The organism is Klebsiella sp. GG_Kp146 (genome assembly GCF_040061975.1).
Classification (GTDB): domain Bacteria; phylum Pseudomonadota; class Gammaproteobacteria; order Enterobacterales; family Enterobacteriaceae; genus Klebsiella; species Klebsiella quasipneumoniae.
In genome coordinates this window covers 60,974-81,279 of record NZ_JBEAHA010000004.1, presented here as the reverse complement: position 1 = coordinate 81,279, position 20,306 = coordinate 60,974, and the positions used below count along the sequence as shown (strand labels likewise).

Genomic DNA, 20,306 nt, shown 5'->3' with positions numbered 1-20,306 from the left:
TTTATTCAGTCACGGTGGAGATCACAATGTATAACAAAAAAATAAATCAGCTTTTTATCGGCGCGGCGCTGGCGGCGATGGCGCCCGTCGTGAACGCGGCGCAAACCCCGGTGTGGAACGGCAGCGTGCTGGGGTTTGAAGCCGGACAGCCAGGGCTGCTGGGCGATATGCTGGGCATTCGTCCAATCCTTGAAGAGAACGGCTTTCATTATAATCTCGGCTATCTTAACGAGATGGCCTACAACGCCGGCGGCGGTTATAACCACGATAAACATCTGGCCTATATTGACCAGGTGTCGTTGACCTTTACCCAGGATCTGGAGCGCTGGACCGGCATACCGGACGCCCGTCTCGAGGGCAACATCGTCAACCGCAACCACGATGATAACCTCACCACGAAACGGCTGCAGGATCCGCGGGTCAGCTTCAACGATCTGTCGCAGGAGAGCTGGGGCGGCGGGTCAATCACCCGTCTCGGCTGGCTGACCTTCGCCCGCAGCTTTGACGACCGTCGCCTGACCTGGCGCATCGGCATGATGAACAAGGTGCAAACCTTCGACCAGATCATTCCCTGCGATTTCCAGTTGCTGACCCAGTGCGGCGGCAAATCGGCCAACTCGCTGACCTGGAATAACTGGAACATCCACACCTGGGGCACCACCCTGGAGTACAAGCTGACGCCGACGGTGACCCTCAAAGGCGGGGTGATGGAGCAAAACCCGCAGGCCGCCTCGCGCAGCCATGCCTGGAGCTGGTCGACGAAGGGTAGCAAAGGCATTTTACTGCCGATGGAGATCGAAACCCGTCCGCTGATGAATGGCCTGCCGGGAGCCTATAACCTCGGCGTGGTCTGGACTAACGCGCCGCAAAGCGACCTTTACAGCGGCAAATCCGGCGGCGCCGGGGCGACGGACCCGCAGGGCTACGCCGAGCACGACAGCACCTGGTTTATGTACGCCGGCCTGAACCAGCAGATTACCCGCCACGCCGACGATCCGCTGCGGGGAATGAGCGTCTCGCTGAGCGGCAGCCTCAGCGACCAGCGCAGCAACTATATCCACTCAGCCGTCGCCGCCTCGATGCGCTACCGCGGGCTGTTTGACGCCCGTCCGGAGGACTGGATCGGCTTCGGCCTGACGTGGATCGACATGAGCAGCCACTACGCGCGCAATCAGCGCTATATGAACCAACTCAGCGGCGCCGCCGACTATAACGATCCGGCCTGGCAGCCGGTGGCCGGCCACTCGCTGAACGGCGAACTCTATTATCGCTTCCGCCCGGTCTCCTGGCTGGAGCTGCAGCCGGGCCTGCAGTACTGGCACCGTCCGGGCGGCGTTGCGCAGACCCAGGACGCGTGGGTGGTGGAGTGGAAAACCGTCGTGACCTTCTGATAGTCGCGATCTTAATCACGTTTTTTCACTTGTCAGGTTGAGCGCCTAGCAGAAGTTGTTACAGTGCTGGCGTTGGATTGCAACTGCTGCGGCAGGCAAAACCTGATTACCTGGCGTTTCGTCGGGGGTCAGGTTTTTTTGTTTCTGGGGTCAATATGCAAATCGCCAAAGTACTCAATAACAATGTGGTGGTGGTTCTTGACGAACACCAGCGCGAACAGGTGGTGATGGGGCGAGGGCTGGCCTTTCAGAAACGCCCGGGCGACGCGCTGGACGACAGCAAAATTGAAAAAGTCTTCGCCTTACAAAGCGATGAACTGGTCGGCCGCTTAGGTGAACTGCTCAGTCAGATTCCGTTAGAAGTGATGACCACCTGCGATCGCATTATCGACCTGGCGCGCGGGCGGTTGGGCAAGTTACAGGAAAGTTTGTACATCACGTTAACGGATCACTGTCACTTTGCTATCGAGCGGCAGAAAAAGGGCATCGCACTGCGTAACGTGCTGCTGTGGGAGATCAAGCGGCTCTATCCGAAGGAGTTCGCGCTGGGCCAGGAGGCAAGGGCCATTATTAGCAAACGGCTCGGCGTGGCGCTGGCGGAGGATGAAGCCGGATTTATCGCCCTCCATCTGGTGACGGCGCAGCTCAACAGCGAAATGCCGGAGGTCATGCACGTGACCCGGGTGATGCAGGAGATCCTGCAGCTGGTGAAGTATCAGCTGCAGCTGAACTACGACGAGGAGTCGCTGAGCTATCAGCGTTTCGTCACCCATCTGAAGTTTTTCGCTCAGCGGATGCTGACCCGCACGGTGGTGGAAGATGACGACGTCTCGCTGCACAGCGCGGTGAAAGACAACTACGCCAAAGCGTGGAAGTGCGCGGAAACGGTGGCGACGCATCTGCAAAAGCAGTATCAGCGGGCGCTGACCACCGAAGAAATTATGTTTCTTGCCATTCATATTGAACGGGTAAGAAAAGAGGGACGCTAAGTCCCCCGACAAAACTGGATTGTTACTGCATGATGCAGGCAAAACCTGAGCGCGACGCCTACCGGCGTGGTTCTCGGGTTTTTTTTATTTTTACTACTCAGTCGCCGGTTGTCTGCGGACAGCGGCAGTAAGGAAAAGAGCATGGAATATAAAGCACTCGCGCAGGATATTCTCCGCCGCGTCGGCGGCAAAGAGAACATTGTGAGTCTGGTTCACTGTGCGACACGTCTGCGTTTTAAGCTGAAAGATAACGGCAAAGCCGATGCCGAAGGGCTGAAGGCCAACCCGGGCGTCATTATGGTGGTGGAGAGCGGCGGCCAGTTTCAGGTGGTGATTGGCAACCACGTTCACGACGTCTGGCTGGCGGTGCGTCAGGAGGCAGGGTTAAGCGACGACAGCGAACCGGTGGCGGAAAGCGTTGAAAAAGGGTCGCTGCTGGGGCAGATCATCGATGTCGTGTCGGGAATTTTCACGCCGTTTATCGGCGTGCTGGCGGCCTCCGGTATCCTGAAAGGGATGCTGGCGCTGGCGGTCGTCTGCGGTTGGCTGACCCCGCAACAGGGAACCTATAAAATCTGGTTTGCCGCCAGCGACGCGCTGTTCTTTTTCTTCCCGCTGTTTCTCGGCTACACCGCCGGTAAAAAATTTGGCGGTAACCCGTTTGTCTCGATGGTGATCGGCGGGGCGTTAACCCACCCGCTGATGATTCAGGCCTTTGAGGCCAGCCAGGCGCCGGGCGCGGCGGTGGAGCACTTTCTCGGCATCCCGGTGACCTTTATTAATTACAGCTCATCGGTGATCCCGATTATTCTCGCCTCATGGGTCTGCTGCTGGCTGGAGCGCAAGAGCAACGCGCTGCTGCCGTCATCGATGAAAAACTTTTTTACGCCGGCGATTTGTCTCGCCGTTGTGGTTCCGCTGACGTTTCTGCTGATTGGCCCTCTGGCGACCTGGCTCAGTCATCTGTTGGCCCAGGGGTATCAGATTATCTACGCGGTGGCGCCGTGGCTGGCGGGAGCGGCGATGGGCGCGCTGTGGCAGGTTTGTGTGATCTTCGGCCTGCATTGGGGACTGATTCCGCTGATGATTAACAATCTGACGGTGCTTGGCCATGATTCCATGCTGCCCATGCTGCTGCCGGCCGTTATGGGGCAGGTCGGCGCGGTGCTGGGTATTTTCCTGAAAACCCGCGATGCCCGTCAGAAAGTGCTGGCCGGTTCTGCGTTTTCAGCGGGCATCTTCGGCATTACCGAGCCCGCTATCTATGGCTTAACATTGCCGCTGCGCCGGCCGTTTATCTTCGGCTGCGTGGCGGGCGCCATCGGCGGCGCTATTGTGGGTTTCAGTAACGCCAACGTCTATTCATTCGGCTTCGGGAACATCTTTACCGTGGCGCAAATGATCCCGCCCCAAGGGCTTGATAGCACCGTTTGGGGCGGCATAGTGGGCATCTTCGCGGCGTTGATTATCTCCTGTGGCTTAACTTTCTTCGCCGGCCTGCCGCGCGCCAGCGCCGCGCCGGGCGCCGTGGCGGTAGCGCCGGTCTCGGCAAACGACATTCTGGCGCCGATGAGCGGCAGCGTCATCGCCCTCGATCAGGTGCCGGACAGCACCTTCGCCAGCGGCCTGCTGGGGAATGGGGTCGCCATTATCCCGGCGGTGGGCAAAGTCATCGCCCCGTTCACGGGCGAAGTGGCCTCTCTGTTTCAGACCAAACACGCCATCGGCCTGCAGAGCGACAGCGGTATTGAGCTGCTGATCCACGTCGGCATCGACACGGTCAAACTCGACGGCGTGCCGTTTACCGCGCATGTGAAAGAGGGCGACAGAGTACAGGCCGGCGATCTGCTGATTGAGTTCGATCGTCAGGCGATTCTGGACGCCGGTTACGACCTGGCGACCCCGATTATTATCAGCAACAGCGAAGACTATCGTGAGATCGACACGGTGGCGCCCAGCGCCGTCGAAGCCGGTCAGCCGCTGTTGTCAGTCAGCCATTAATCACAGGAGAGAGAGATGAAAACATTCCCGGCAGATTTTTTATGGGGCGGCGCGACCGCGGCGAATCAGGTGGAAGGGGCTTACCTGGAAGATGGCAAAGGGTTATCCACCTCTGATGTGCAGCCGCACGGCGTCTTCGGCGAAGTGGTCGAGCGCGTACCCGGCGACAGCGGGATTAAGGATGTGGCGATCGATTTTTACCATCGTTACCCGGAAGATATTGCCCTGTTTGCCGAGATGGGCTTTAACTGCCTGCGGGTGTCCATCGCCTGGACCCGTATCTACCCCAACGGCGATGACGCCGAGCCGAACGAAGCCGGCCTTGCCTTCTACGACAAGTTGTTCGACGAGATGGCGAAGCACAACATCACCCCGCTGGTGACGCTGTCGCATTATGAAATGCCGTGGGCGCTGGTGAAAAACTACGGCGGTTGGGGTAGCCGGGAGGTGATTGGCTTCTTTGAGCGCTACGCCCGGACGGTGTTCAGCCGTTATAAAAACAGGGTCAAACTGTGGCTGACCTTTAACGAAATCAATATGTCGCTGCATGCCCCGATGACCGGCGTCGGCCTGCCGGCCGGCAGCAGCAAAGGCGAGGTGTATCAGGCCATTCACCACCAGCTGGTGGCCAGCGCCCTGGCGGTCAAAGCCTGTCACGAGCTGGTGCCCGAGGGCAAAATCGGCAATATGCTGCTCGGCGGGCTGATGTATCCCCTGAGCTGCAAACCGGAAGATGTGTTCGAGACGCTGCAGGAGAACCGCAGCTGGCAGTTCTTCGGCGACGTGCAGGCGCGCGGGGCGTACCCGGGCTATATGCAGCGCTTTTTCCGCGACAACGGCATCACGCTCGACATCACTGAGGCCGATCGCGACACGCTGAAAACCACCGTCGATTTTATCTCCTTCAGCTACTACATGACCGGGTGCGTCACCGCCGATGAGGCGCTGAACCAGCAGGCGCGCGGCAATATTCTCAGCATGGTGCCGAACCCGCACCTGGCGAGCTCGGAGTGGGGCTGGCAGATAGACCCCCTGGGCCTGCGTACGCTGCTGAACGTGCTGTGGGATCGCTATCAGAAGCCGCTGTTTATCGTGGAAAACGGTCTGGGCGCCAAAGATAAGGTGGAAGCCGACGGCAGCATTAACGATGACTACCGCATCAGCTACCTGAACGACCATCTGGTGCAGGCGCGGGAGGCCATTGACGATGGCGTTGAGCTGATGGGCTTTACCAGCTGGGGACCGATTGACCTGGTGAGCGCCTCGAAGGCGGAGCTGTCGAAGCGCTACGGCTTTATCTATGTCGACCGCCATGATGACGGCACCGGCACCCTGGCGCGCAGTAAGAAGAAGAGCTTTGACTGGTATAAAGAGGTGATTGCCAGCCGCGGCGCCAGCCTGAAAGCGTAATGCTTCTCCGCCCGGCCATCGTCGGGCGGGGGATTAAGCCGGTTTACGCGCGCGCAGTAAAAAGATCATCGGCCGCTCTTTCTCTTCCTCCAGGGCGGGCTGTTGAGCAATCTGTTCGGCGCCTGGCCCCCACTCATCCAGCTGCTCCAGCACAAAACCGGCGGCGATAAGCGCGTTTATCCAGCTCGAGAGTTTGCGGTGCTGTTTAATGACGCCCTCGGCAAACCAGTTGCTGACGCGCTCCCCCTCCTGCTGATAGTGGCTGACCGGCCAGCTCTTTTGCCCCTGTTCATTCACCTGCCATCCCTGCTGCAGCGGCGCGGTATAGATGGGATGTTCGGCAGAAAAGACCAGGATACCGCCAGGGACCAGCGCCTGCTGCAGGGTGGAGAAGAGCGGGGCGATGTCGGGTAAATAATGCAGGGCCAGCGAGCTGTAGATCAGATCGCAGCTGTTGGCGGGCAGCGTCAGGGTTTGCAGATCGGCGCAGCGGTAGTCAATCTCATCCCCGCGGGTCATTTCCCGTGCCTGCGCCAGCATACGCCGGGAGATATCAAAACCCATTATCTGGCTGGCTCCCTGCTGCTGCGCCCAGCGGCAAAACCAGCCGTAGCCGCAGCCGAGATCCACCACCCGCAAACCGGCCAGCGGCGGCAGCATTGCCTGTAGCGATGGCCACTCCGGTGCGCCATCCAGCCCTTTCACCGAACGATCGAGGGTTGCATAGCCGGCGAAGAAGTGCGGATCGTCATAAATATTCTGGCTCATATTCATCCCTTGAATTGATAAGTTTGTTTATTTTTAGCAAACTAATAATTTAGTCACACGCTTTACTAAACGCGTTTAATTCAATTAACTTATGATCACTCACCTGATTATATTATCTGACCTGTCTAATGAAATTGAGATTAAATAATAGCGCGCTGGCGGCCTTGCCCCTGGCCATCGCGCTGGTAGGCTGCGCGCCTTCCCATGAGGTTGCTCGTCCGCCGCAGCAGCAAATTCCGGCTTCCCACGTTGCCATGGATCTTCCCGCCGCCGTCAAAAACGGCTGGCCGCAGACCGACTGGTGGAAAGACTACCACGATGCCCAACTGGATAATTTGATTCAGCGCGCGCTCGCCAACGCACCGGATATGCAGATTGCCGAACAGCGCATCAGGCTTGCCGAAGCGCAGGCCAGAATGTCGCAGGCGAATCTTGGCCCGGAGATGGATTTCTCCGCTGACATCGAACGTCAACGCATGTCGGCCGAAGGTCTGATGGGGCCGTTCGCCACCGACACCGACGGCAATACCGGCCCGTGGTACACCAACGGTACCTTCGGCCTGACCGCCGGCTGGGATCTCGATCTGTGGGGCAAAAACCGTGCGCTGGTGAAAGCCCGCATCGGCGAGCTGAAAGCCCAGGTGGCCGAGCAGGCTCAGACCCGCGAGCTGCTCTCCGGCAGCGTGGCGCGCCTGTACTGGCAGTGGCAGACGGAAGCGGCGATCAAAGCGGTGCTGCAGCAGGTGAAAAACGAGCAAAATAATATCGTGACGGTCGACAAGGCCCTGTATCAGCGCGGGATCACCAACTCCGCCGAAGGGGCGGAAAACGATATTAACGTCAGCAAAACCGACCAGCAGCTAGCGGACGTGGCGGGCACGATGAAAGAGATTGAAGCGCGGCTGATGGCCCTGACCAACAGCCAGAGCCAGTCGCTAAACCTCAAACCCGCCAGCCTGCCGACGGTCAGCGCGCAGCTGCCGGACACCCTTGGCTATGAGCTGCTGGCGCGTCGCCCGGATCTGCAGGTCGCTCACTGGTATATTGAGGCGTCGCTGAGCGAGGTGGACGCGGCGAAGGCGGCGTTTTACCCGGACATCAATCTGATGGCGTTCCTGCAGCAGGATGCCCTGCACTTAAGCGATCTTTTCCGCCATTCGGCGCAGCAGATGGGCGTCACCGCCGGACTGACGCTGCCGATCTTCGACAGCGGTCGCCTCAATGCCAATCTGGATATCGCCAGCGCGCAGAACAGCCTGTCCATCGCCCAGTACAACAAAGCGGTGGTGGACGCCGTCAACCAGGTGGCGAAAACCGCCAGCCAGGTCGAGACGCTGATGGCCAAGAGCCAACAGCAGCAGCAGGTTGAAAAAGACGCCCAGCGGGTGGTGGACCTGGCGCAGGCCCGGATGGCGGCGGGGATCTTGCCCGGCTCCCGGGTCAGTATGGCGAAGCTCCCTGCGCTGCAGGAGCGTATCACCGCCTTGCGCCTGCACGGCCAGTGGATTGACGCCAGCATTCAGCTGACCTCGGCCCTCGGCGGCGGCTACCACCAGAGCGTGAAGTAACCGGCCCCCCGGCGCGTCAGCGGGCGCGCCGCTCAGTCTTTCTTCTTCCCTTCGCGCCGCCTGAACCACCAGTGGGCGGCCACGACCACCACCACCGCGAGGATCAGCCAGATCCAGTGCTTCAGATGGGCGTCGAGGTGGTGCAGCCACGGGCCAACCACCTCGCCGCCAAGATAGCCTATGGTGGTAAACAGCAGAGCCCACACCAGCGCCCCGGCAATATTCAGCGGCAGGAAAATGCGCGGCGGCAGGCGGCTGGCGCCGATCAGCAGGGGGCCGATCACCCGGAAGCCGTACATAAAGCGGGTACCGATGACAAACAGCCACGGCCGGTGCTGGATCATGCGCTGGGCTTTCCTGATCCGCGCCTTCTGGCTGGCGAAACGGCGCAGAATGCGCCCGCCGAAGCGGCGACCAAGCAGATAGAGCAACTGATCGCCAATCATCCCGCCGAGGGCGACAGCGATCACCACCAGGGGAAACTTCAGTAGTCCCTGATGCGCCGCGACGCCGCCCAGCAGGGTAATGGTCTCACCTTCCGCCATGCTGCCGACGATCAGCGCCGCGTAGCCATACTGGGAAATCAGGTGATTGATATCCATAAACAGCTTATCTCCTTACCTCATCACCTGTTAATCATACACCCTGCAGACCAAAACGCGTCGAACGCAGATTTTTTGTGCTGTACACAAAATAATCTACAGGGTGAATTATACTTGGATCAGTGCAGTACGAAGCCGTGACAAGGGGGACGCTATGAACCATGTCTGGGGGCTCTTCGCTCATCCCAATCGGGAGATGAGCGTGATAAAGAGCGAGAATGAAACCATTTCTCATCACTATACGCACCATGTGCTGCTGATGGCGGCGGTTCCGGTGGTTTGCGCCTTTATCGGCACCACGCAGCTGGGCTGGAACTTCGGTGACGGCACCATTATTAAACTGTCGATGTGGACCGGGCTGGCGCTGGCTGTCCTGTTTTATGCCGTGATGCTGGCCGGGGTGGCGATCATGGGGCGGGTTATCTGGTGGATGGCCAGGCAATATCCGCAGCAGCCTTCCCTGAAACGCTGCATGGTCTTTGCCGGCTATGTGGCCACGCCGCTGTTCCTGAGCGGGATTGTGGCGCTCTATCCGCTGGTCTGGCTGTGCGCGCTGATCGGTACCGTTGCCCTGTTCTATACCGGTTATCTGCTCTATCTCGGGATCCCGACCTTCCTGAGCATTAACCGGGAAGAGGGGCTCAGTTTCGCCAGCTCGACCCTGGCCATCGGGGTGCTGGTGCTGGAAGTACTGCTGGCGATCACCGTGGTGCTATGGGGGTATGGCTACCGACTGTTCTGATCGGACGAAACGGGTCAATATGCATTGCCGGCAAATATGTATTTTATGTCGGCAATGCAGCATTTCTTCACGATTCTTATTAGGCACAGGGCCTTACGGCGCGGTATGATGGCGTTTGCCAGCGAAGTTGCCCACTCAACCTCGCGGCGTACGTTCCATAACGTGCAAAAATACTTTTCAGAATGCCCATGATGCCGAAATTCCGAGTCTCTTTGCTCAGCCTGACCTTGCTGCTGGCTGTGCCTTTTGCGCCCCAGGCGTTAGCAAAAACCCCGACGGCGGTAACCGCCTCGCAGCCGGACATCGCTTCCGGCAGCGCCATGATCGTCGATCTGGCCACCAAAAAAATCATCTACGCCAGCCAGCCGGATCTGGTGCGCCCGATGGCGTCGATCACCAAGGTGATGACCGCCATGGTGGTTCTCGATGCCCATCTGCCGCTGGACGAAATGCTGACGGTGGATATCAGCCATACTCCGGAAATGAAGGGGATTTACTCCCGCGTGCGTCTCAACAGCCAGATCAGCCGCCGCGATATGCTGCTGCTGGCGCTGATGTCTTCCGAGAACCGCGCGGCCGCCAGCCTGGCGCATCACTATCCGGGCGGCTACGACGCCTTTATTCGCGCGATGAACGCCAAAGCGCAGGCGCTGGGTATGACCCATACCCGCTATGTGGAGCCCACCGGTCTGTCGGTGCATAACGTCTCCACCGCCCGCGATCTGACCAAACTGCTGATCGCCAGCGAGCAGTACCCGCTGATTGGCCAGCTGAGCACCACCAAAGAAGAGACCGCCACCTTTGCCCATCCGGCCTACAGCCTGCCGTTCCGCAACACTAACCATCTGGTGTATCGCGACAACTGGAACATCCAGCTGACCAAAACCGGCTTCACCAACGCTGCCGGCCACTGCCTGATTATGCGCACGGTGATTAACCAACGTCCGGTGGCGCTGGTGGTGATGGATGCCTTCGGCAAATATACCCACTTCGCCGACGCCAGCCGTTTGCGGACGTGGATCGAGACCGGGAAGGTGATGCCGGTCCCGGCTTCGGCGCTGAGCTATAAAAAGCAGCGCGAAGCGCAGATGGCGGAGGCGATGCTGAAAGGCGGCGCCCAGACCGCGCAGAACGATTAATCTGCATATACCCCGGATGACGGCGCATTGCGCCTTATCCGGGCTAAAGATGCATTTATATCAAAGGGTTATCAGGGCTTGTAGGCCCGGCAAGCGCAGCGCCGCCGGGCAATCACGCCGAGTGCCGCGTTTGTGCCGGATGGCGGCTGACGCCTTATCCGGCCTACGTTATTTGGCGCCGGGTTTGCCTTCTTCGCAGGCCCGGCAAGCGCAGCGCCGCCGGGCAATATACCCGACACCGTGCCGCGTTTGTGCCGGATGGCGGCTGACGCCTTATCCGGCCTACATTATTTGGCGCCGGGTTCCGCCCCTTCGCAGGCCCGGCAAGCACAGCGCCGCCGGGCAATCACATCGAGTGCCACGTTTGTGCCGGATGGCGGCTAACGCCTTATCCGGCCTACATTATTTGGCGCCGGGTTCGCCCCCTTAGTAGGCCCGGCAAGCGTAGCGCCGCCGGGCAATCACGCCGAGTGTCGCGTTTGTGCCGGATGGCGGCTAACGCCTTATCCGGCCTACGTTATTTGGCGCCGGGTTTGCCTTCTTCGCAGGCCCGGCAAGCGCAGCGCCGCCGGGCGATCGGGCTGGGAGGTTTATACCGCGAGCCGCGGGATGTGACGCCGAATATTACTCCGGCAGCGTCCAGTCGCCGTCACCCAGCGCGCGCTGCATAATCAACGTATCCCGCCAGTCGCCCATCTTATAGCCGACGCTGCGCAGCTGACCTGCCACGGTAAAACCGAACTTTTTATGGATCGCCAGCGAGCCGGCATTATTATGGCCATCGCCGATGATCGCCAGCATCTGCCGCCATGGGCCTTTCTCGCATTCGGCGATCAGCCGCGACAGCAGCGCGCTGCCGATGCCGCGCCCGCCCATTCCGGATTCCACGTAGATCGATTCTTCGAGGGTGTAGCGATAGGCCGGGCGCGGGCGATAGAAAGTGGCGTAGCAGTAGCCGACGATAGCCCCGCGCCACAGCGCTACCAGCCAGGGCAGCCCGTTATCGCGCACGGTCTGGATCCGTTTACGCATTTCGTCAACGGTGGGGGGGATCTCTTCGAAGGAGGCGCGGCCATTGAGCACGTGCCAGACATACAGCGCGGCGATGGCGTGGGCATCGTCGGGCAGCGCTTCACGAATTTCTAAATCACTGTCGAGTAACGGGGCCTCTGCAGGCATGGCGGCGCTCCTGAATCTGCCGGAGAGACATTCTCCGGCGTGCAGCGTAATACAGAAGCGCCAGGCTGAATAGTCCTGCCGCCGATTATTGCGGATCTGTCGGGGAGACTGGCGCCGGGGCCGCTTCACCCCAGTATTTCTGCTTGCTGGTTTTGCCGATCCCCGGGTTCATGCTGTTGGTCGGATCGTTCTGGCGATAGAACTGCTGCAGGCTCTCCGGCGCTTCATACAGATGACCCACGTTATGCTCCGCCGGGTACTGGGCGCCGCGGGCTTTCAGCAACGCCAACATCTGCTCCTTCAGCGCATGGGCGTCGACCCCTTTCTTGACGATGTAATCCTGATGGAATACATGGCACATAAAGTGGCCATAGTAGAGCTTATGCACCAGCTGGCTGTCGATTTCCGGCGGCAGATGTTCGAACCACTCGGTATCGTTGCGGCGCAGGGCGATATCCAGCGCCAGAATATCTTCCACCTCGTCAGCATGCACCGCCTGATAGCGGATCGCCGCGCCCGCGGCGGCAAAGCGATGGAGGAACGCTTTGCTGCCTTCCTCCGGCGTGCAGGCGAAGAACTCCCCCTCGGCCTGTTGGAAGTACGCCGTCAGCCAGCGCTGCGCTTCTTCGATGCCGTCGCCGGCCATCTTCAGCAGCAGATGGTGTTCATATTTGTCGCGCCAGGTTTTCATCCGCTCCGGTAAATGCGCCGGGAAGACGTGGCCGAGCTTCTGCATAAAGCGGTCGGTAAAGTGCGGCTTAAACAGCGACACTTTCTCCAGCATCGCGTCGGTGCGCCCCTTCATGGTGAAGAAGAACGGCATTTTGTCGGTGCCGAGCTTGTCGATCATCAGGAAGGTGTCTTTGCCATACTTCTCGGCGATATCGTAAATATCGCGGTGCATATATTCCCCGGCCACCGGCAGATGCTGGAACTCGGCGAGGATATGGCGGCGGATCTCGGTCAATACCTGCGGCTGATTGGTGCCAATGTAAAACACCTGCTGGCGCTTCTCCGCCGGGAAGGTATCGAGACGCGCGGCGAAAACCGCCAGTTTACCGGCGCAGCCGGAGGATTCGAACAGGCGGTCCGGGTCGGCGTTGTAGCGCGCCGGGGTGTCGGCATCGACATCGCGCACGCGGGTAACATAGTCGTGATCGTGGGCGTGGCGGCCGTCGTGCAGCACATCGCTATCGCTGATCCGCTCGTCGTCGAGTCGGCTGAGGATCTGCTCCGGCGTACTGCCGAGATCGATGCCCAGATGGTTGACCAGCTTTAGCTTACCGTCGGCGTCAATCTGCGCGAACAGCGACATCTCGGTATAGGCTGGCCCGCGCTGCACCAGGGAGCCGCCGGAATTGTTGCAGATCCCGCCGATCACCGACGCGCCGATGCACGATGAGCCGATCACCGAGTGCGGCTCGCGCCCCAGCGGTTTCAGCGCTTTTTCCAGTGAATAGAGAGTGGTGCCGGGCCAGGCCAGCACCTGCTCGCCTTTGTCCAGCAGATGCAGCTTATCCAGGCGCAGGGTGCTGATAATCACGATCTCGCGATCGTAATCATTGCCGTTGGGGGTAGAGCCTTCGGTCAGGCCGGTGTTGGCCGCCTGCATCAAAATGATTTTATCGGCGTCGACGCAGGCGTTGAGCACGCGCCAGAGTTCCAGCAGGGTGCCGGGAAAGACAACCGCCAGCGCTTCGCCCTGGCCGGAGCGGAAGCCTTTGCGGTAGCGCTGGGTTTTTGCCGGGTCGGTCAGCAGATGCGCAGGGCCAACCAGGCGCGCCAGGTCAGCCAGAAACGTTTTATGGGTGTTAGTGGGTGCAGATGACATGTTCCACTCCTTGTGGTGGTGCGCGAAATATCGAGGATAAGCATAGCGCTTTGTATGACAATTTGATGCATGAATGTTTCGCAAAAATCAGAGAAGAACCTTAGCATTCTGCGGGCGCGTTGTTTATATATATGGCAAACTGCGGTTTTTATTATGTTTTACCAAGTCCCCGTCTGAGAAAAAGCGAGATAACAATGAAATGGCTCTGCACTGTAGGCGTCGCCGTGAGTCTGGCGCTGCAACCCGCGCTGGCGGATGAACTGTTTGGTAACCACCCCCTGACCCCGCAGGCGCGGGATGCCTTTGTTACCGACCTGCTGAAAAAAATGACCGTGGACGAGAAAATCGGCCAGCTGCGTCTGATAAGCGTCGGCCCGGATAACCCGAAAGAAGCGATCCGCGAGATGATCAAAGCAGGCCAGGTGGGAGCGATTTTTAACACCGTCACCCGTCCGGATATCCGCGTTATGCAGGATCAGGTGATGCAGCTTAGCCGCCTGAAGATCCCGCTGTTCTTTGCCTACGATGTGCTGCACGGCCAGCGCACTGTCTTCCCGATAAGCCTCGGTCTGGCCTCGTCGTTTAACCTCGACGCGGTGAAAACCGTGGGCCGCGTGTCAGCTTATGAAGCCGCCGATGATGGGCTGAACATGACCTGGGCGCCGATGGTCGACGTCTCCCGCGACCCGCGCTGGGGACGCGCTTCCGAAGGCTTCGGGGAAGACACGTATCTGACCACGATGATGGGCCAGGCGATGGTGGAGTCGATGCAGGGCAAGAGCCCGGCTGACCGCTATTCGGTGATGACCAGCGTCAAGCACTTCGCCGCCTACGGCGCGGTGGAGGGCGGGAAAGAGTACAACACGGTCGACATGAGCCCGCAGCGTCTGTTCAACGACTATATGCCGCCGTATAAAGCCGGACTCGATGCCGGCAGCGGCGCGGTGATGGTGGCCCTGAATTCGCTGAACGGCACCCCGGCGACCGCCGATTCCTGGCTGCTGAAAGATGTCCTGCGCGACCAGTGGGGCTTTAAAGGCATCACGGTTTCCGACCACGGCGCCATCAAAGAGCTGATCAAGCATGGCGTGGCCTCCGACCCGGAAGACGCGGTGCGCGTGGCGCTGAAGTCCGGCATCAACATGAGCATGAGCGACGAGTATTACAGCAAATACCTGCCGGGGCTGGTGAAATCCGGCAAGGTGACCATGGCTGAGCTGGATGACGCCACCCGTCACGTGCTCAACGTCAAATATGACATGGGGCTGTTCAACGATCCGTACAGCCACCTGGGACCAAAAGATTCTGACCCGCAGGACACCAACGCGGAAAGCCGTCTGCATCGTAAAGAGGCGCGCGAAGTGGCCCGCGAGAGCCTGGTGCTGCTGAAAAACCGTCTCGATACGCTGCCGCTGAAAAAATCCGGCACTATCGCGGTGGTGGGCGCGCTGGCGGACAGCAAACGCGACATGATGGGCAGCTGGTCGGCGGCGGGCGTGGCCGATCAGTCGGTGACCGTCCTGACCGGCATCAAAGAAGCGCTGGGCGATAACGGCAAAGTGATTTACGCCAAAGGGGCGAACGTTACCGACGACAAAGGCATTGTTGATTTCCTCAATCTGTATGAGAAAGCAGTGCAGGTTGACCCGCGCTCGCCGCAGGAAATGATCGACGAAGCCGTCGCGGCGGCGAAGCAAGCCGACGTGGTGGTCGCCGTAGTGGGCGAGGCGCAGGGGATGGCCCATGAGGCCTCCAGCCGGACCGACATCACCCTGCCGCAGAGCCAGCGCAATCTGATTGCCGCCCTCAAAGCCACCGGCAAACCGCTGGTGCTGGTGCTGATGAACGGCCGTCCGCTGGCGCTGGTGAAAGAGGATCAGCAAGCCGATGCGCTGCTGGAGACCTGGTTTGCCGGCACCGAAGGCGGGCATGCCATCGCCGACGTGCTGTTTGGCGACTATAACCCGTCGGGCAAGCTGCCGATGTCCTTCCCGCGCTCGGTGGGGCAGATCCCAACCTACTACAGCCATCTGAATACCGGTCGGCCGTATAATCCGGAGAAGCCGAACAAGTACACCTCGCGTTACTTCGATGAGGCCAACGGCCCGCTGTACCCGTTTGGCTACGGCCTGAGCTACACCACCTTTAGCGTCTCCGATGTCACCATGTCGTCGGCCACCCTGCCGCGCGACGGCAGCGTGACCGCCAGCGTGCAGGTGACCAACACCGGCAAACGCGAAGGGGCGACGGTCATTCAGCTGTATCTGCAGGACGTCACCGCCTCCATGAGCCGGCCGGTGAAAATGCTGCGCGGCTTTAAAAAGGTCACCCTCAAGCCGGGTGAAACGCAAACCGTCAGCTTCCCGATCGACGTCGACGGGCTGAAGTTCTGGAACCAGCAGATGAAATACGTCGCTGAGCCGGGCAAATTCAATGTCTTTATCGGCGTGGACTCCGCCCGCGTGAAGCAGAGCGAGTTTGAGCTGTTGTAAGGCAGAGCCCTTAAGCCCAACGTCACACGTTAAAGGCCGATTAATCGGCCTTTTCTTTTTCGTATCGCTGGCAAATGGACTACGCTTTTCTCTTAAGCTTCTGTAAGCGAAGCGCAAAAGAACTGAGGGAAGCGGGATGAAGATGGCGACGAAATGGTCCGGCGCGCTGGCGCTGGCCGCCCTGATAAGTGTGCCGCTGCAGGCGGCGGAGCCGGTGAAGGTCGGCTCGAAAATTGATACCGAAGGGGCGCTGCTGGGCAATATGATCCAGCAGGTGCTGGAAAACCACGGCGTCAAAACGATTAATAAAATCCAGCTCGGTACCACGCCGGTGGTGCGCGGGGCGATTGTCGCCGGCGAGCTGGATATCTACCCGGAGTATACCGGCAATGGCGCTTTCTTCTTTAAAGATGAAAATGACCCGGCATGGAAGAATGCCCGGCAGGGCTATGAGAAGGTGAAACGCCTGGATCAGGAGAAACATCAGCTGGTATGGCTCACCCCGGCGCCGGCTAACAACACCTGGACCATCGCCGTGCGCCAGGAGCTGGCGGAGAAAAATCATCTGACCTCGCTGGCCGACCTCAGCCGCTATCTGCAGCAGGGCGGCGAATTTAAGCTGGCGGCTTCGGCGGAGTTTATTGAACGCCCGGACGCGCTGCCGGCGTTTGAAAAAGCGTATGACTTCAAACTCAACCAGAACCAGCTGCTGTCGCTGGCCGGAGGCGATACGGCGGTGACCATCAAAGCGGCGGCGCAGCAGACCTCCGGCGTCAACGCGGCGATGGCCTACGGCACCGACGGCCCGGTGGCGGCTCTGGGGTTACAGACGCTGAGCGACCCGCAGGGCGTGCAGCCGATTTACGCCCCGACGCCGGTGGTGCGCGAGGCGGTGCTTAAAGCCTACCCGCAGATCGCCGACTGGCTGAAGCCGGTCTTCGCCAGCCTCGATGAAAAGACCCTGCAGCAGCTCAACGCCCGCATCGCGGTGGAAGGCCAGGATGCGAAGCGCGTGGCGGCAGATTATCTGCAGCAGAAAGGCCTGCTGAAGTAAGCCACCGGTGACCATTCGCTGTACTCACCGCGTCGGCCTGCTGCTGACAGGCCTGCTGCTGGTTACGCTGGCGCTGCCGTTTATCGCTTACGCGCCGAATCGCTTACTCTCCGGGGAAGGGCGCGGGCTGTGGCAGGTGATGCCCTGGCTCGCCGGCGTTCAGCTGGCGGCAGCCCTCGCCGGGATCCTGCTCTGCTGGCTGCCGGGCAGGGTTGCGCCGCTTCTCCATCTGCTGCTGGCCGAACTGCTCTTCCCGCTGCTTATCTGGGGCAGCGGCCAGGCGGCGATTGAGCTCTCCCGGCACGGCTCGCCGCTGGCGCGCACCTCGCCCGGCAGCGGTTTGTGGCTGTCGCTGGCGCTCTGCCTGCTGCTGGCCAGCGAGGCCATTCGTCATCTTACCGCCCGGCCGCTGTGGCGCTGGCTGCTCAATGCGCAAGTCTGGCTTCTGCCCATCATCCTGCTCGCCGCCGGGGCGCTCGATCAGCTCTCGCTGCTGAAGGAGTATGCCAACCGCCAGGAGGTGTTTGACGACGCCCTGCGCCAGCATCTGCTTCTGCTGTTTGGCACCCTGCTGCCGGGCCTGATCATTGGCCTGCCGCTGGGGGTATGGCTCTGGCGGCGTCCGCGCTGGCAGGCGCCGGCCTTCACCGTGCTCAATGTGATCCAGACTATCCCGTCGGTGGCGCTGTTCGGCCTGCTGATTGCCCCGCTTGCCGGTCTGGCGCGCTATTTCCCGGCGCTGGGCGAGCTGGGCGTCTCCGGGACCGGCGTGGCGCCGGCCCTGATCGCCCTGACGTTGTATGCGCTGCTGCCGCTGGTGCGAGGGGTGGTGACCGGCCTGCAGCAGGTGCCGCGGGATGCGCTGGAGAGCGCGACGGCGATGGGCATGAGCGCCGGACAGCGCTTTCGTCAGGTACAGCTCCCGCTGGCGATGCCGGTGCTGTTGCGCAGCCTGCGGGTGGTCAGCGTGCAAACCGTCGGCATGGCGGTGGTGGCGGCGCTGATCGGCGCCGGCGGCTTTGGCGCGCTGGTGTTCCAGGGGCTGCTGAGCAGCGCGCTGGATCTGGTACTGCTCGGGGTCGTGCCGACCATTGCCCTGGCGGTGGTCGTGGATGCCCTGTTCGCCCTGTGGGGCGCCTGGCTGAAAGGAGAGGCCAATGATTGAATTTGAAGGGGTCAGCAAAGCGTTTGCCGGCCACCCGGCGGTGAAGGACCTGACCCTGCAGCTGCGCGAAGGCGCTTTCTCGGTGCTGGTGGGAACCTCCGGCTCGGGCAAGTCGACGACGCTGAAAATGATCAACCGCCTGCTGGAGCCGGACCGGGGCATGATTCGCTTTGCCGGCGAAGACATCCGCCAGCAGCCGCTCCTGACCCTGCGGCGGCGGATGGGCTATGCCATCCAGTCCATCGGCCTGTTTCCCCACTGGACGGTGGCGCAGAATATCGCCACCGTGCCGCAGTTGCAAAAATGGCCGCGGGGGAGGATCGCCGACCGGGTCGACGAGCTGATGGCGCTGCTGGGGCTGGAGGCAACGCTGCGCGACCGCTACCCTCATCAGCTCTCCGGCGGCCAGCAGCAGCGGGTCGGGGTGGCGCGGGCGCTGGCGGCAGACCCGGAGGTACTGCTGATGGATGAGCCCTTCGGCGCCCTCGACCCGGTGACCCGTGAGGCGCTGCAGCAGGAGATGCTGCGCATCCATCGCCTGCTGGGGCGGACGATTGTCCTGGTGACCCATGATATTGACGAAGCGCTGCGTCTCGCGGACCACCTGGTGCTGATGGACGGCGGCGAGGTGGTCCAGCAGGGGGCGCCGCTTGAGATGCTCATGCGGCCAGAGAATCGCTTTGTGCAAACCTTTTTTGGCCGCAGCGAGCTGGGCGTGCGCCTGCTGTCGCTGCGCGAGGTGCGGGACTATCTGCGTCCCGACGAGCGGCTGGCGGGCGAGGGGCTGACCGTCACCATGACCCTGCGGGAAGCGCTGTCGCAGTTTGTCGCCCGGCGCTGCGAAGCGCTGCCGGTGGTGGATGCCGAGGGGCAACCCTGCGGCACGCTGCATTTTGCCGATCTGCTGCGCCAGGAGGCGAGTCTTGAAGGCGCTTCGTGAGCCGCTGTGGTGGCTTAGCGCGCTGTTTATCGGCCTGCTGGCGGGGCTGCCCTACAGCGCGCCGCTGTTCAGCCGGCTGTTTCCGGAACTGCCGCGGCCGGTCTACCAGCAGGAGAGCTTCTGGGCGCTCACTGTCGATCACGGCTGGCTGGTGGCGGCGTCCAGCCTCGCGGCGACCGCTGTCGGGCTGGGGGCAGGGGTGGCTGTCACCCGGCCCGCGGGCAGCGCGTTTCGTCCGCTGGTGGAGACCATCGCCGCTATCGGGCAGACCTTTCCGCCGGTGGCGGTGCTGGCGATGGCGGTGCCGGTGCTGGGCTTTGGCTGGCTGCCGGCGCTGATCGCCCTCGCGCTGTATGGCATACTGCCGGTGCTGCAAGGGACTCTGGCCGGTCTGGGGTCGATACCGTCGGGCGTGTCAGAAGTGGCAGAAGGGATGGGCATGACCGGCTGGCAGCGTCTGTGCAAGGTGGAGCTGCCGCTGGCGGCCCCGGTGATCCTGGCGGGGATCCGCACCTCGGTCATCGTCAATATTGGTACCGCGACGATAGCCTCGACGGTGGGGGCCAATACGCTTGGGACGCCGATCATCATCGGCCTGAGCGGGTTTAATACCGCCTATATCGTGCAGGGGGCGCTGCTGGTGGCGCTGGCGGCGATTATTGTCGACCGCGCATTTGAGCGCCTGGCCCGCTGGCTCAGCCGACACCGCCACGTACAATAAAGGAATAGCCGGCCAGCATCACGCCGCTGATCCCGCCGATGGCCATAAGTAAGAAGAGAGTGACGACCGCGATTTTCGCTGGCTTCATAATAGGCTCCTGATGTTAACAGGGGGATTATACGGTGAAGCACAGGTGTTAATGAAACATTAATTGCGGTTTAGCGCGCCGCGCCGGGCTTTTTGCCGCTTTCGCTGCGTCACGCGCCGCAAAAAAGTGTGATCCTACCCGTCATTTTTCATTTTTATGCAGGGCTTCAAAGAAAGTCTCCGCCAGGCAGTGTAAGGTACGCGCTTTCAGGAATGTGTGGTTTGCG

The 20,306-nt window shown here is 60.8% G+C and carries 16 protein-coding genes and 1 pseudogene; 12 read left to right on the top strand and 5 right to left on the bottom strand.

Annotated elements, in window-relative coordinates; all coding sequences use genetic code 11:
• Positions 1–26: 26 nt before the first annotated feature.
• The 4 genes and pseudogenes from ABLU95_RS06410 to ascB all read left to right on the top strand — a co-directional run bounded on the left by ABLU95_RS06410 (position 27) and on the right by ascB (position 5,791).
• On the top strand, positions 27–1,391 hold the full coding sequence (locus tag ABLU95_RS06410; protein WP_261902174.1) for a carbohydrate porin: 1,365 nt from the start codon (positions 27–29) through the stop codon (positions 1,389–1,391).
• A 155-nt stretch (positions 1,392–1,546) separates the two neighbouring features.
• Positions 1,547–2,380: a transcriptional antiterminator BglG gene (gene bglG / locus ABLU95_RS06405; protein ID WP_044524210.1), complete on the top strand. Its 834-nt coding sequence runs from the start codon at positions 1,547–1,549 to the stop codon at positions 2,378–2,380.
• Between the two features lie 29 nt (positions 2,381–2,409).
• Positions 2,410–4,381 (top strand): annotated as a pseudogene (bglF, locus tag ABLU95_RS06400) (PTS beta-glucoside transporter subunit IIABC).
• A gap of 15 nt (positions 4,382–4,396) precedes the next feature.
• Complete coding sequence (ascB, locus tag ABLU95_RS06395; protein ID WP_080901711.1) at positions 4,397–5,791, top strand: 6-phospho-beta-glucosidase; 1,395 nt, start codon at positions 4,397–4,399, stop codon at positions 5,789–5,791.
• Positions 5,792–5,824: 33 nt separating this feature from the next.
• On the opposite strand, the gene ABLU95_RS06390 is transcribed toward ascB, so the two are convergent.
• Complete coding sequence (locus ABLU95_RS06390; protein ID WP_023290432.1) at positions 5,825–6,559, bottom strand: class I SAM-dependent methyltransferase; 735 nt, start codon at positions 6,557–6,559, stop codon at positions 5,825–5,827.
• Between the two features lie 128 nt (positions 6,560–6,687).
• Here ABLU95_RS06390 and mdtQ point away from each other — a divergent pair, with 128 nt between their 5' ends.
• Positions 6,688–8,127, top strand: a complete 1,440-nt coding sequence (mdtQ, locus tag ABLU95_RS06385; RefSeq protein ID WP_048297899.1) for a multidrug resistance outer membrane protein MdtQ — start codon at positions 6,688–6,690, stop codon at positions 8,125–8,127.
• Between the two features lie 32 nt (positions 8,128–8,159).
• On the opposite strand, the gene ABLU95_RS06380 is transcribed toward mdtQ, so the two are convergent.
• Positions 8,160–8,729, bottom strand: coding sequence for a DedA family protein (locus tag ABLU95_RS06380; protein ID WP_023290430.1), 570 nt, complete (start codon positions 8,727–8,729; stop codon positions 8,160–8,162).
• A 154-nt stretch (positions 8,730–8,883) separates the two neighbouring features.
• Between ABLU95_RS06380 and ABLU95_RS06375 the strand changes: the two genes are divergently transcribed.
• Both ABLU95_RS06375 and pbpG read left to right on the top strand, forming a co-directional pair.
• A complete protein-coding gene (locus ABLU95_RS06375) occupies positions 8,884–9,471 on the top strand; it encodes a Yip1 family protein (RefSeq protein WP_032453512.1) in 588 nt (195 codons plus the stop codon).
• Between the two features lie 188 nt (positions 9,472–9,659).
• Positions 9,660–10,610: a D-alanyl-D-alanine endopeptidase gene (gene pbpG / locus ABLU95_RS06370; RefSeq protein WP_074194602.1), complete on the top strand. Its 951-nt coding sequence runs from the start codon at positions 9,660–9,662 to the stop codon at positions 10,608–10,610.
• Positions 10,611–11,234: 624 nt separating this feature from the next.
• Here pbpG and ABLU95_RS06365 read toward each other — a convergent pair.
• Together ABLU95_RS06365 and dld are read right to left on the bottom strand one after the other, a co-directional pair.
• Positions 11,235–11,789 carry a GNAT family N-acetyltransferase gene (locus tag ABLU95_RS06365; RefSeq protein ID WP_002912829.1) on the bottom strand — a complete coding sequence of 185 codons (555 nt, stop codon included), beginning with the start codon at positions 11,787–11,789 and terminating at the stop codon, positions 11,235–11,237.
• 85 nt (positions 11,790–11,874) lie between these two features.
• Positions 11,875–13,620, bottom strand: a complete 1,746-nt coding sequence (dld, locus tag ABLU95_RS06360; RefSeq protein ID WP_065812292.1) for a D-lactate dehydrogenase — start codon at positions 13,618–13,620, stop codon at positions 11,875–11,877.
• Between the two features lie 194 nt (positions 13,621–13,814).
• Between dld and bglX the strand changes: the two genes are divergently transcribed.
• From bglX to ABLU95_RS06335, 5 genes are all read left to right on the top strand, one after another.
• Positions 13,815–16,112: a beta-glucosidase BglX gene (bglX, locus tag ABLU95_RS06355; protein WP_348879073.1), complete on the top strand. Its 2,298-nt coding sequence runs from the start codon at positions 13,815–13,817 to the stop codon at positions 16,110–16,112.
• A 136-nt stretch (positions 16,113–16,248) separates the two neighbouring features.
• A complete protein-coding gene (locus ABLU95_RS06350; protein WP_023290425.1) occupies positions 16,249–17,166 on the top strand; it encodes an ABC transporter substrate-binding protein in 918 nt (305 codons plus the stop codon).
• A gap of 7 nt (positions 17,167–17,173) precedes the next feature.
• Positions 17,174–18,331 carry an ABC transporter permease gene (locus ABLU95_RS06345; RefSeq protein WP_044524199.1) on the top strand — a complete coding sequence of 386 codons (1,158 nt, stop codon included), beginning with the start codon at positions 17,174–17,176 and terminating at the stop codon, positions 18,329–18,331.
• The gene (locus tag ABLU95_RS06340; protein ID WP_243806096.1) at positions 18,324–19,271 is read left to right on the top strand and encodes an ABC transporter ATP-binding protein; all 948 of its coding nucleotides are present in this window, start codon (positions 18,324–18,326) and stop codon (positions 19,269–19,271) included. Before ABLU95_RS06345 ends, ABLU95_RS06340 begins: the two co-directional genes overlap by 8 nt.
• The gene (locus ABLU95_RS06335) at positions 19,255–19,992 is read left to right on the top strand and encodes an ABC transporter permease (protein WP_080901715.1); all 738 of its coding nucleotides are present in this window, start codon (positions 19,255–19,257) and stop codon (positions 19,990–19,992) included. The genes ABLU95_RS06340 and ABLU95_RS06335 overlap by 17 nt, the downstream gene beginning before the upstream one ends.
• Here ABLU95_RS06335 and ABLU95_RS06330 read toward each other — a convergent pair.
• Entirely contained in the window at positions 19,967–20,080 is a 114-nt protein-coding gene (locus ABLU95_RS06330) for a protein YohO (protein WP_002912762.1), read from the bottom strand. The genes ABLU95_RS06335 and ABLU95_RS06330 overlap by 26 nt on opposite strands.
• Positions 20,081–20,306 lie beyond the last annotated feature (226 nt).